Source organism: Candidatus Marimicrobium litorale, from assembly GCF_026262645.1.
GTDB classification, from domain to species: Bacteria; Pseudomonadota; Gammaproteobacteria; order Pseudomonadales; family Halieaceae; genus Marimicrobium; species Marimicrobium litorale.
On the sequence record NZ_SHNO01000001.1, the window covers coordinates 1,908,819 to 1,921,742 of the forward strand.

Below are 12,924 nucleotides of genomic sequence, written 5' to 3' on the forward strand. Positions count from 1 at the left end.
GTGTTTGGCATCTTTTGCGGGGCAGCAATGACACCACTAGCAGCCAGCGATAATACACGCGTCTCCCGTGCCATCGTTATCGGTGTCTTCCTGTCCCGGGTTAGGCGTTAACGGACAATTATCCAGGGCATCGCCGATACCGTCGTTGTCGTAGTCAGGGCCCGCGACCCCGTCGCACGCGTCACCGACGCCATCGCTGTCACTGTCACCCTGACCGGCATTGGCCACGGTCGGACAGTTATCGAGACCATCGAGCACGGTATCCTCGTCGCGATCGATGCCCATGCGCGTGCCAGAACCCGGAGGAACGCAGGTATATGTAATCGGACCTTCGGTATTCGCCAGCGTGCGCAGACCAGTATTGCTGATGGTCGTGTTGACGTCTGAGCGGAACAATCCACCCACCTGCTCGCGCACCCAGCCGCGCTGCACGCCGCCCACTGTGCCCTTTGCGATCAGCTCACATTCCGTGGTGTTCCCGCCCAGCATCAACGATTCAAAGCTCGCGTTCGAGCGTTGCACGAAGAGATCGATACGCGGATTCACCGCCGCCGCCAGCGCGTTCTCCAGCGAGGCCTGCTGCCCAACGATAGGCGCAAGGTCGCTGGGAAACTCATGGGAGAAAGCCTCCATCGCTCTTTGCTCGGCGTTCGTCAACGTGAACACGGATGCGCTGAAGAAATTGAACAAGGTGTCGACCGAGCCATCATGCAGGAACCCGAAGCCACTTATCTGGTCGCCTGTTTGTCCGAGCGGGGGTATACCAAACATGCCCACCTTGTCATACATATTGCGCATATGCGGGATTTTCATCTGCTGAGTGCCACCCTCGTTACTCTGCTCGCCACCCGTGCCGAAAAAGCCAGTGACGGGATCGAGCCTGTGGCAGCTGTCGCAATTGCCAACGCCGTCTGATGCCGCACCGAAAAAGCGTGCCTCCCCTGCATTTGCCGCAGCACTGCCGACATTATTCAGGCCGCGGACCGGGTTCGGAGGCAGCATCACTCTTAGTATGAAATCGGTGAACAACTGCATATCCGGGGTGGAAATAGTCCCGTGTTTACCCACGAGACCTTCGAAGGCAACGATAAAATTATTAAAGGAATGGTCTTCGGAGCAGAATGCACCGCTGGGCTCTGCGCAGGAATCAAGGCCAAAAAAACCGTCCACTCGGTCGCCACGCCAGTGCATGGCGCCGTGTGTAGCCATACCCTTGAGCGTTTGCGTGGTCATTGGGCCCTTCATGGGATGAAAGTCCTGCGCGAACCCCGCGTTCGCGTGAGGCTGGGTATTGGTCGTGACGTGATCATCCGGGTTACCGAGATTCCAGGCCAACTTATCCATCGTGCCGAAAATATGACAGCTGGAGCATGACGCCTCACCGTTCGCCGAGGACACATTCGCGTCGTACAGGAAGGGCCGCCCGTCGATTACCACCTGGGGCTCGGGGTTGGGCAATGCGTGTGTTTCGACCGTATTATTGGTGGCCAGGTCTATCACCTCCAGCTGGTTGCCGAAGCGGGTCATCACGTAGAGGCGATTATTGCCCTCATCCAGCACCATGCCGCTCGGGCCACCGCCCACGTCGATATAGTTGCCACTTTCTGCGGCAGGATCAAAATTGGATTCAAAATTAGCATCTTCAATATCGGCGGTGTCGAAGACACCGATTTTGCTCGAGCCGAATGCGGCTACATATAACGTGTTGCCGTCACTGGACACCACCGGCTGCAACGGCGTGGCGAGGCTGTGCGCCGCTTGCGCGTCAATTGCCGCGTGATTCGCGCCAACGTCCGTGTGCAGCTGGCTGTAATCGATATGCTGATTGAGGTGCTGTGGATCCACGGCACCGGTGGCCGGGTTCAACACGGTAATCCGCGATTCCGAGAGATGGCCCTGTACGGTACTCCCCCCGTGAACACCAGGGCCTTCGAAATTGATGTGGTTGGGCAGTTCGGTGTTGGTCACGTAGACCCTGCCGCTCACCGGGTTGACCACCATATTGAACTGGATCGTACCGACATGGTCGTACTCGACCACTGAACCCGCCGCCAATGTGTTGGCATTGATGGAAAATACATCGTGGTCCGGGAGATTAAAGCGTACCCCGGCATTGGCGACCGCACCCTCGGACGTGAGCCAATCAGTGCCATCGAACTTCACGATCACGCCCACTTCCGGCGCGGCTACCTGCTCCTCGCAAGCGGGATCAGAGTTGGCCTGCCAGCAGTTGTCGGGGGGGCCGGGCACGCCGCCCGCTCCAAAGCCGTTGGGAACCAGGGCTTCCCTGATTGCGGTTGTTTGGTTGCCGGACTTTAACGCGGCGACATACACCGTGATGGCGTCGGCTGAAACGGCCAGCGCCCGCGGTGTATCGGCGAAAAAGCTCAGAATCTCCAGCGGTGTACCGCCCAGAGTGGTACCAACAGCCGTGGCATCAAACACCCAGACGTCGGCGCGCCCGATGCCCTCCGTGGTCAGTTGCGGATCACCCGCCCCGGGCACACCCGCAATGGAAGGGTCTTCCCGGTGCTGGCCACGGTGCGCAGTGGTTATAAATGCGCGATTGCCGCCGGTGCCGGCAAACACGATATCGCGGGGTTCGTCACCCACGAGCAGGGTACGAGTCACTTTGCCTTCATCAATATCGACAATACTCACGCTGTCAGACAGGTGGTTAACCACCCATACTTGCGAATCGGAGTGCGCGGCAACGGCGACGGGTTCCATACCCACGGGAATAGAACGCAAGTGCACCAGGTAGCCACCGTAAGCCACGGTGTACACCTCCACGCTATTATCCGGCGTGTTCACTGCAACCAGCCGTTTGCCATTTGGCGTCATCGCAACGGGGCGCACATGACCACTCTCGAAAGCGATGAACGAGGGCTGGGCACCAGCCGGCGCTGCCATAACAGCGAGCACAAGCGCCACGCACAAAGCAAGAGACATTGCCAGTCGGCAAACAGCACGGTTGGTTTGTGACACCGGGTGGTTTTTTACAGTCATCGTAAGCCCTTTCTAATTATGTGCCCCGCACAACCGCGATCAGTTAACGCGATCATCTTATCGGGGCCTGGCTGGCCAAAACCTGGCGGGGACAACGTGTGCCCATGCTGCAGGTCAAATGTAGCGTTGATCATTGTTTGTACAAAATATAGCATACAGACTGATGTCGGGAGAGAAGCAACGGTTCCAGCACAGGCCTGTGCAACGGTTTCAGCCCCTGTATTCCATTTAATTATCAAAAAACGCTATTCATAGCCATTATTGATGTATTGGGGTTCATTGACGGGGTTTGGCCGGTGCAACACTGCAACACACAGTAAAGCCGGAGTTGAGCCTTGGAGTTACTCGCGTATTCTGCCCTCATAATGCCTTCGGAGCCCCTCGCTGCGAGGCGGTCGCAAAGAATAGAGGAGAGACAATGCTGTATCGCTTTGCGCTCGTCGCACTCCTGATAATCCCCCTACAGGGGCTTGCGGAAGATGAGCCCTTTACACTGCAGGGCTTGCACACCAACCTGACGATGGGCGACGCGTTGGCACGCGCCGAGGCACTGGGGGGAAACTGCGCTCCTATTCAGGCACGCAACTTTATCGGCGGGCTCAAATCACGCTGTACCTTCCCTGCCTGCAACCCCGCTGAGGGCATCGAAGCATGCACTCCCGAGACTCTCGAAGCGTCTACCTTCACAATCGCAGGTCAACCGATACATGCATTGGATATTGAGGCGCCCGACGAAAGCAGCCGCTTGCGCAACATTTCGCTGTTCTACTGGGGTGATCCCGACGCCGTGATGCAACGCGTGCTTGAGTTGTACGGAGAGCCAAAGTTCGACACCGGTTCACAACTGGACATAAGCTGGACACCGTCACGACGCCTGATGTGGCAGCGCGGCATTCAGCGCATCACGTATATCACACAGCCGCCGGTCGTCTTGCTAGCAGCGGACAGACCCCAGTACGACAGAATGTAATCGCCCGGTGGGAAGGAACACATGCGCGGTCACGGCGATCCAGGCGTTGTATAGCGATGTCGCCGCTTGCGGGGGATCGGTTACGGTCATCGCCTGTTACGCAACGCGTTTATCGCTATAGCCAGCGCGACAATAGCAATGGCCTTTATGGCACTCGTTGCACTGATACTCCTTAAGGCTGTATCTTAGGCTGGAACGTTAATGGCCCGGGCATTGAAACGTGGGCACCGCTAGAACTGCATGATGCAACGAGCCTGGCTGTCGTTCAACGTGAGTCAGCACGAGTACAATGCACTCACACTCAACGAGCTCAACAATATGCTGGAAAAACAAAAAAAGGCACTTGTGCTCTTCGGCGGCGGCTCTCTTACGAGTCTCACCGCCCATTGTCTGGCTCATGATGGCCAGCGCAAGATCGCAGCGTTTACTGTTGATGCGCCCTATGTAGAGACTGACACTCTTGATGGACTGCCTCTAGTGGCCTTTCAGGCGCTTGCCGACACTTTCCCACCCGACACGCATGATATCCTGCTGCCGCTTGGGCATACAGGAATGAATGACTTTCGCCGGGAACGCTGCGAGCAGGCAAAAGCCATGGGCTACACACTTTCCCACTATGTTTCCAGCCGCGCCAGCGTCTGGCCAGATCTTACAGTGGGTGAAAATATTATTATTTATGAGCATGCTGTTTTGCAGTCATTCGTCACCCTCGGCAATAATGTCACAGTACGTACCGGGGCAAATATCGGACATCATAGCCGAGTTGGGAATCACAGCTTTATTGCATCCAGCGTGGTAACTGGCGGCAATGTGACTGTCGGTGAGCACTCCTTTATCGGTTTGGGCGCGATTCTGCGCGATAATATTTCCGTTGGTGAGCGCTGCTTCATCGGCGCAGGCGCGGTTGTGATTGCCGATACCACGCCAGATGGCGTATATGTCGGCAATCCGGCTCGGCGGCTACCAAACAAGACATCGGCGGATGTCACTTAAAAGCATTTTGTCTCTAACAGGGTATTAGAATGAAGGTCTGCATCGTTGGTGCGGGGGGCATCGGCGGCCTGCTCGCCGTTAAGTTTTCCCAGGCTGGAGAAGCGGTCACTGTTGTTGATCGCGGTTTGCATCTTGACGCCATGCGGTCGCACGGACTGTCTTTAAAAATGGCCGATGGAACAGAGTCTACCACCACTGATCTGCGGGTAACCGGTAAAATTTCTCAGGCTGGCAGTACCGATCTGATCATACTCGCCGTCAAGGCCCATCAGATTGCCGACGTCGCTGCGGACCTGTCGCCCCTTTATGGATCGGACACCTCAGTCCTAACTGTGCAGAACGGAATACCCTGGTGGTATTTTCAACGGCATGGCGGCGAACTGGATAGCAAAAGACTACAGAAGCTAGACCCCGAGGGGCTCATTGCGCAGCATATACCTGCAGAGCGTATCCTTGGCTGTGTCGCCTACCCTGCGTGCGAACTGGCTGCTCCCGGCATGATTCGCCACATGGAGGGAAACCGCTTTCCCGTCGGCGAACTCGATGGCTGTGTAACCGAGCGCGCCACTACCGCTGCAAACCTGTTCAATAATGCTGGCCTGAAGTCTTATGTCATTGATGATATTCGAGCCGAAATCTGGCTTAAGGCTTGGGGGGCTCTGTGCTTCAACCCAATCAGCGCGCTGACTAACGCAACAATGGTCGATATCTGCCAGCATGATGAGACGCGCAAACTGGTCATCAACATGATGACGGAAGCACAGACCATTGCGGAAAAACTTGGAATCGCCTTTCGGCGGACTATTGAAGAAAGGGTAGCAGGGGCTGAGGCGGTCGGCGCGCACAAAACATCCATGCTGCAAGATAGTCTGGCGGGGCGCCCTATGGAGGTAGACGCCGTAATCGGTGCAGTCACAGAACTTGGCCGCATCACGCAATCGTCCTGCCCAACCATCGACTCGATCTATGCCTGTGTCAGTTTGTTGAACAATAAAGTTCAGCAACTGGGAGTGGAGCAGCCTAATAAATCTGACTGATTACCGCAGCACGTACGGCATGTGCCAATATTATCCAAGACGCCTTGGGTACCGAACATCACATCCGCTCAACACCGTGACCCGAACCAATCAGAGTGACTTAGTCTGTGCTTCGTCGTTTACGAACGGCTCTTATGCCTGTTGCCAGTGCGACACCACACAGCACGCCCGCGGTATTAGCCAACATATCCAGCCATTCTCCATAGCGATTGACATACGGTTGTATCAGCTCGATTAAGCCGCTGTAGCCGATGAAAAAGACGGCCAGCCACTGCCATCGATTGGGTTTACGTAGCGCAACCGGAAAGACTAACGCGGCATAGACTATCAAGTGATGTGTTTTATCAGAGCCAGGGGCCGATGGAAGGCTGTCTAGCGGCCACAATGACAGCGCCGTAATGGTTAGTAGTAGACACAAGGTGACTATGCGCCAATGTTTTTCGATAAGCTGTAAGACGCGCATTATTTTTTAAATTCTACTCTAGCTCAATTGTTCAAGCGCTTGATCTTCAACGGTGTTCGCATAGAACGCCATACAGGCCAATATAACTCACGCTGACCGTACTTTTTGGCGGGGGCCAGCGTTGGTTCAGTCAGGCGTTACGATACCGCCTCACGATAAACCAGATGACGCGCTCAAAGCCGTTACGCTCAAGCATCGGGCACATAGAATCTCCGCCACGGACTTAACACGTGTTGCAGATAGGCTGGGAATCAGCAACTCGCAGCCTTGAGTAGCGAATCCAGCATCGATTCCGCCTGCCGTTTGCGATCATACTGCTCCGCAGAGGAACCACTTGCCTTTGCCAGAGCCTCCAGGCGCTCCCTGTCTGCATACAATTCACCGATACAGCCAGCCAGGGAAGCAGGATCCTCCGCTGGCACCGCCACACCCGACCCGGTGCTCTCGATGATCTCCGCAGCCTCTCCCCGAGGGCAGGCAATCACCATCGGCAAACCCATACCCATGGACTCAAAAATCTTGGACGGAATCACCTGAGTGAAGAGTGGCGTATCTCGTAATGAAATCAGCGAAATATCACACAGGCTCCATACCGACGGCATCATGGCCTTTGGCTGACGCGGCATCATCACCACATTGCCTAAGCCTCTCTCCTCCGCTTGACGTTCAAGGCTAGCTCGCTCGGCTCCACCCCCCGCGAACAAGACGCGTATATCTTTCTGGTCTTGTAATAACTCTGCAGTATCCAGCACCCTGTCCAATGCATGGGCCATACCATGAGTGCCTATGTAGCCCACCACAAACTTTCCAGCCAGGCCGTATTGCTCTGCCAACGCAGGGTCCTTCGTGGCAGCGGGCGAATACTTAGAAAGATCCACGCCGTTGATCACCACGTCAATCTTGTTGCCGTCGATCCCGCGCTCAATCAGTTCGGCCTTGAAACTATTGGTCACCGAGACGATGCGATCGGCCCGGCGATAGAGAAACATCTCAAGCTTCTCCAGCATACGGATGATAGTGCTCTTCTCCATCGCCCCCACAGCAGTAATCGACGCGGGCCAAATATCGCGCAACTCAAACACCCAAGGCTTCCCGCGGATAACCGACAAAACCCACGCACCACAGGCGCAAAAAAATTGCGGCGAGGTAGACACGACGACATCTGGGCGCGTCTGAAAAAATCCGGCAATACCGCCCGTTACACCGAAGGAAATGTAATCCAAAATCCGTTTAACAAAACCCTCGTTGGCGGTGATATAGGTTTTAACACGCACTACCTTGATACCTTCCATCTCCTCGCGCTGGTACCACTTGTTTTTATACCCGTCGAACAACACTCCTTCCGGGAAGTTGGGCGCGCAGGTAATCACCGTCACATCATGCCCAAGTTGCACCCACTCACGCGCATGCTCGTAGGTGCGGGTAGCCGGAGCGTTACCTTCTGGTGGGAAATTATCGGTAAGAAAGAGAATATGCATAGGTTAGTAACTAAATGTCGTCTCGATTGTCGGGGCTAAAAACGTTACGGCAATGCGCTTATTCGGCCGGCTAAGGCCAAATTCTGGATGCCAGGTACTGTCGTCCAAAACCGCACGGCCCCCGATAACAGTTACTTCGCAACGCTGGCCGCCTGGCAAATTGAGGACGAACAACTCTGCCTCACACTCCACAGAAACGGTGGGGTGGATGTGAAAAAAAGCTGCTGCTTTTTTATATTCACCGCGCAGCGAATCTTTTACCGTCAGGGCACCTGGCTCCACCCGCCACTCTCGAGAATGCGTCACCTTGGGCCGTAGCCGTTGATACCCGGTATGAGAACCCTTGACGATGGTGCTAGCTTCAGCCGTCCGCAATTCAACCTCAAACGGACTGGCCCGCCGCGCCACCCGGAAGCCACTCCATACCTCAGAGGAGTCTTTACCGTTCACCACAACCGTATTGTGAGCAGCGGTACCGCGCTGGCGCAAGCGTTCTGCACTTAGGCCATATTCCGAGATGCCGGAATTGACCAGCACGCGCTCGCCAAACAATGACCATTCAAAGCTCAGTGTATCCGCATGGGCATGGCCCGGAATGTAGTCCGGCCCGATGGCTGCCACATCTAATAGAGCCACCTGGTTATGCTGACGCACCGCCATATAGCCTGATGCATCGTAGTAATGGGTAGTGCCGTCAGCTACAGGCCGAACCACACCGAGCTTATGCGCATAATCAAGGATGGCCTGCGGCTCCGGCGTGATACCAAAAGAAGCATCATTAAAAAACGGAATGCCTCCATCCGGATGTAACATTCCCTCCAGCCAACTCGCCATCAACGCCGCCCGCGCCCGGAGTTTCGAATTCATTCGAGCAATCTCCTCCCCCCGATAGCACTGCCCCAACTGAACCACGTCCAAAATATCCATCAAAATAATAGAGTGATACATCGGCGACAGCTCAAAATGCGCCCCATCAGCAAGCAACTGCTCCCGATGCTGCTCATCCAGAAGAGCCAACCCTTTACGCAGCCATTCCTGCGCATCCTCACCTTCAAAACAACTCCCAGCAAATACCAGCGCCTTGGCATTAGCCAACAGATGATTACCCTGCAGGTGATACTCCAACTGCTGCCTCAACACATGGGCTTGTTGAGATAAACTGTCCAACATACCAGTCACAGGCTCATTACCGGCCAGTAACCACTTCACCCAACTCACAATACGCAGTGAGAGAGGGTATGGCTCCCAACCCACGCCATCCATAGGGGGGTTGCCCAGCAGCCAATGGCTAATCAACTCACGATGAGTAGTGGCACGCTGTGCGGAATGCTCTGCGTGCAGGTCATCAAAATAATGTAGGTTATACAGCCAGAGATGGCTCTTATCCGGATTTTGCCATTGCAGTAACGGCCCGGGTTCATTCAGGAAGCACGCAGTATTGGCATCAACCACTGAGGCCGGCAAAGGCGCCACAGTTTGCCAGCGGCGAGTGGAGGGTTTGAGCGCGGGAGCATCGCCTTGCCGTAAGCGAGGCTTAGTAAACCTGCGGGTGAGACGATTAGTAACCTGAACCGGCTTGAGGTAACGCGCCGTGCGAACGAGCTTCAGCATCAGCCGCGCAGCTGCTCCGCCACTTCGATGCTGACTCGCGCTACTTCCATAATTTCGTCATAGGGAATCGGTGTAGGCTGCCCGCTGCGAATGCTCTCAACAAAAGCAGCAGCACAAGCATTCTGCCCCTTGTCTTGACTCAGCAAGCGCTGACTCTTAAATCCCGACCAACCATACCCTTTGAGGCGCTTGAAGTTATCCAGCTGTAAAACACCATCACCCCCGAAGGCCTCTATCCGTTCCTTGGGGAAGGCTTTCCCACCATTGGCAAAGTAGTGAATAGTGCCCATAGAACCATCTTCAAAAGTAAGGGTAATACTAGCCTTGTCTTCGGTGATGCCCACTCCAGCTGCTGTGCCCAAGCTTGCGGCAGTGAACCCACTGATAGGCGCGCCCACAAGAAAGCGGAGTAAATCGATGTAGTGACAGGCCTCACCGATAACGCGGCCGCCCCCCATTTCTCTATCCTGCGTCCAGTGGCCTGCGGGAATATCGCCAGCATTCATGGTTAGGATAAACGTTTTGGGTCCAGCGCATTTATCCAACTGCACTTTCATAGTGACGGTTAAGGGTGAGAAGCGACGGTTGTAGCCGACCATCAAGCGGCTCTTACCCTGCCCGACTTGCCATGCCGAGTCGATAGACTCCAACTCGTCCAGCGTTAATGCCAAAGGCTTCTCAACGAACACCTGCTTACCCGCATTCAGGCCAGCAATAATCTGCTGTGCATGTAGCTTGTGTTGAGTGGAGATCACTACCGTGTTTATAGCCTCGTTGACTAGAGAAGCCTCCAAATCAGTAGACGCCTGGGCAAAGCCGTATTTTTTACCCTGATGCACCGCGCTTACCCCGCCACTGGTAACCAGCGTATGCAGCCCGGCGCCAGCCTCAGCAAAGGCCGGTATCAGCACCCGTGACGCGTAATTACCGCCACCGACAAAAGAACAAACCACCTCTTCAGGCTTATAGTCAATTAGAGCCGTCAGCGGCACGGTGTTTACAGCCAAAGCATCAGCAGAATTGGGATAGTCGATAACAATACCCAGCGTGCCGCGTGTATCTAACAGCTTGTAAGCCTCGGGGGCTTCATCAATAGCAAAGCGATGCGTGATAAGCGGCTTAACATCCAGCGCGCCACTGGCCATCATATCCAACACCGCTTCAAAATTGCGTTGCTGCGTCCAGCGCACAAAACCAACGGGGTAGTCGTAGCCTTTTTCTTCGTAGTCGGAATCATAGCGGCCGGGGCCATAGGAACAGGACACCTGAAAGGTAAGTTCTTTCTCATAAAAATCTGCACGAGAAAGCTCGAGGCCCACCACCCCCACCAACACAATGCGACCGCGTTGCCGGCACATGGTGGCCGCTTGATGCACCGGCTCATTACTTTTGGTGCTGGCAGTGATAATTACGCCGTCTACACCGCGCCCACGAGAAAAGACCTGAGCCACAGCAAGGGGGTCTCCCCCTTTGGAAAGGTCTACCACTGATGCGCCGAAAGACCGCGCCAACTCACACTTATGGGAATCAAAATCAATACCCAGAACCCGACAGCCCTGGGCACGTAACAGCTGAACTGTTAGCAGACCGACCAGCCCTAAACCAGTAACAACAATCACCTCTCCCAGCGTTGGCTGAGCCAGGCGTGTCCCTTGAAGGGCAATTGCGCCCAACACCGTAAAGGCGGCACTTTCATCATCAACGTTATCAGGAATGAGAGCACAGAGATTTTTTGGCACGCGCACAACCTCAGCATGGTGCCCATTGGAGACCACTCGATCGCCAATGCTAAACGAGGTGCCCCCGTTTTCAGACACAATACCCACATTGGAATAACCAAGCGGGAGAGGCTGATCCAACTTGGAACGTATGGCCTCTACCGTGGGCATGAGCCCGTCGGTACCGATTTTCTGAAGCGCCTGCTTAACCTTGTCTGGCTGCTGCAGCGCCTTATCAACCAGGTTGGCCTTGCCAAAGTCGACCAGCATGCGCTCTGTGCCAACCGACACCAACGACTTAAGGCTAGTGATTAGCAAGCAATTGCGGGCGCCCTGCGCACTGAGAACGTCCTCAACTCGCGTTTCGCCGGATTTTAAATCTTGGAATATTTTTTTCATGTTATTTCTCATCAACCCAGAGAAAATTAACTCGACCAACGCGACAATAACCTACCATCTCCTCTAGAATCTATCGCTAGTCGAGTACCGCGTAAAGTTAAAATTTGATGAAACCCATACAATGCAGATGTTAAGAAGATTTGCTATCCAATCTAAAGCTAGCCTCAAACCTCCAAAAATAACTGTGGCTCTAAATTTTTGGGAGCGAGAATGCCAACTCGACTCCAGCCCTGAGAAAAAACTCAATAGGAATGACTCCGCGATTCAACCCGCATCAATGCATCTATCGAAAACCAGCTAAACGCCACAGTTCCTCTCACTTATTTAGCGCTTCTATATCCGAACTGAGCCAGTTGCGGACCCAGTATAAGATTTAGCTGATCTATCTCATCACGATTTAGATGCTGGCGCCAACTATCCGGGCGATCAGAGATCTTTACCTGTTCTAAAGTCTTGACAGTTTTAGGTGAAGCAATTCCAAGAAATTCGTATAACTCATCAATACATTTTTCTGGTGTGGCTATCAGGTCTTCAAACCTAAGAAGATGGTAGTTAATAGGGAATTGTTTAAGGCAATCCGAATGAGCTTGTTTAACGCAGAACTCCCATTGCAGTGCACAAACTTCAAGTGCCGTCATTTCACGCATGAGTTCTCTAACCCCTGGGAATCGAGGCCCCCACAATCTCTGCCTTCCCGGCGATACTATTCTTGATATTGAACGATAAGCTTTAGGCAACTCTGCCCCCAATTCAATAAAGGAATAGAAATTACGCAACCTGTCCCTGAGTCGAAGTCGACGCACCCAGAGGTCTCGAAGTTGATTTAACTTAGAAGACTTTCTAAAATCTGCGCTATCAAGAGAATATTTTCCCACAGCCGTCCACTCTTCCCGTGCTGAGAATGCGACCGCCCTGCCATCCCGAACAATATGAATCACTTTGGCGTCCGGGAATGCTTTCCGCAGCAGAGGCACCCTAAGACAGTTTGATGGGGTCTTGTCGACCACTATCTTCCCACCGTTAGCCTCAGCGAATTCAGACATCCAAGACCTAATATAAGATAGATGCCTATCAGAGGCATCTCTCCGCAAATCTCCTGCTCGATAACCCGCTCCATATCGCCAAAGGAAATCAACTTCGCCTGTGTAACAAAACCTATTGTCCGAAGCAAAAATCTCTTTAGCCAACAGCGTTGTTCCAGACCTAGCCGCGCCTATTATAAAAATCATATTGTCCATGCTAAAAA

The 12,924-nt window shown here is 54.0% G+C and carries 9 protein-coding genes; 3 read left to right on the forward strand and 6 right to left on the reverse strand.

What is annotated here, in order from left to right; all coding sequences use genetic code 11:
• Positions 1-36: 36 nt before the first annotated feature.
• Positions 37-3,009 carry a thrombospondin type 3 repeat-containing protein gene (locus EYC82_RS18115; protein ID WP_423243900.1) on the reverse strand — a complete coding sequence of 991 codons (2,973 nt, stop codon included), beginning with the start codon at positions 3,007-3,009 and terminating at the stop codon, positions 37-39.
• Positions 3,010-3,427: 418 nt separating this feature from the next.
• Here EYC82_RS18115 and EYC82_RS08515 point away from each other — a divergent pair, with 418 nt between their 5' ends.
• The 3 genes from EYC82_RS08515 to EYC82_RS08525 all read left to right on the forward strand — a co-directional run bounded on the left by EYC82_RS08515 (position 3,428) and on the right by EYC82_RS08525 (position 6,009).
• The gene (locus EYC82_RS08515) at positions 3,428-3,979 is read left to right on the forward strand and encodes a hypothetical protein (RefSeq protein WP_279249109.1); all 552 of its coding nucleotides are present in this window, start codon (positions 3,428-3,430) and stop codon (positions 3,977-3,979) included.
• Between the two features lie 240 nt (positions 3,980-4,219).
• The gene (locus EYC82_RS08520; protein ID WP_279249110.1) at positions 4,220-4,972 is read left to right on the forward strand and encodes an acetyltransferase; all 753 of its coding nucleotides are present in this window, start codon (positions 4,220-4,222) and stop codon (positions 4,970-4,972) included.
• Positions 4,973-5,001: 29 nt separating this feature from the next.
• A complete protein-coding gene (locus EYC82_RS08525) occupies positions 5,002-6,009 on the forward strand; it encodes a 2-dehydropantoate 2-reductase (protein WP_279249111.1) in 1,008 nt (335 codons plus the stop codon).
• A gap of 100 nt (positions 6,010-6,109) precedes the next feature.
• Here EYC82_RS08525 and EYC82_RS08530 read toward each other — a convergent pair whose 3' ends face one another.
• From EYC82_RS08530 to EYC82_RS08550, 5 genes are all read right to left on the reverse strand, one after another.
• Positions 6,110-6,472, reverse strand: a complete 363-nt coding sequence (locus EYC82_RS08530) for a VanZ family protein (protein WP_279249112.1) — start codon at positions 6,470-6,472, stop codon at positions 6,110-6,112.
• 251 nt (positions 6,473-6,723) lie between these two features.
• A complete protein-coding gene (locus EYC82_RS08535) occupies positions 6,724-7,950 on the reverse strand; it encodes a glycosyltransferase family 4 protein (protein WP_279249113.1) in 1,227 nt (408 codons plus the stop codon).
• Positions 7,951-7,953: 3 nt separating this feature from the next.
• Entirely contained in the window at positions 7,954-9,561 is a 1,608-nt protein-coding gene (locus EYC82_RS08540) for a heparinase II/III family protein (protein WP_279249114.1), read from the reverse strand.
• The gene (locus tag EYC82_RS08545; RefSeq protein WP_279249115.1) at positions 9,561-11,678 is read right to left on the reverse strand and encodes a bi-domain-containing oxidoreductase; all 2,118 of its coding nucleotides are present in this window, start codon (positions 11,676-11,678) and stop codon (positions 9,561-9,563) included. The genes EYC82_RS08540 and EYC82_RS08545 overlap by 1 nt, the downstream gene beginning before the upstream one ends.
• 320 nt (positions 11,679-11,998) lie before the next feature.
• On the reverse strand, positions 11,999-12,916 hold the full coding sequence (locus EYC82_RS08550) for a sulfotransferase (RefSeq protein ID WP_279249116.1): 918 nt from the start codon (positions 12,914-12,916) through the stop codon (positions 11,999-12,001).
• Between the last annotated feature and the right edge of the window lie 8 nt (positions 12,917-12,924).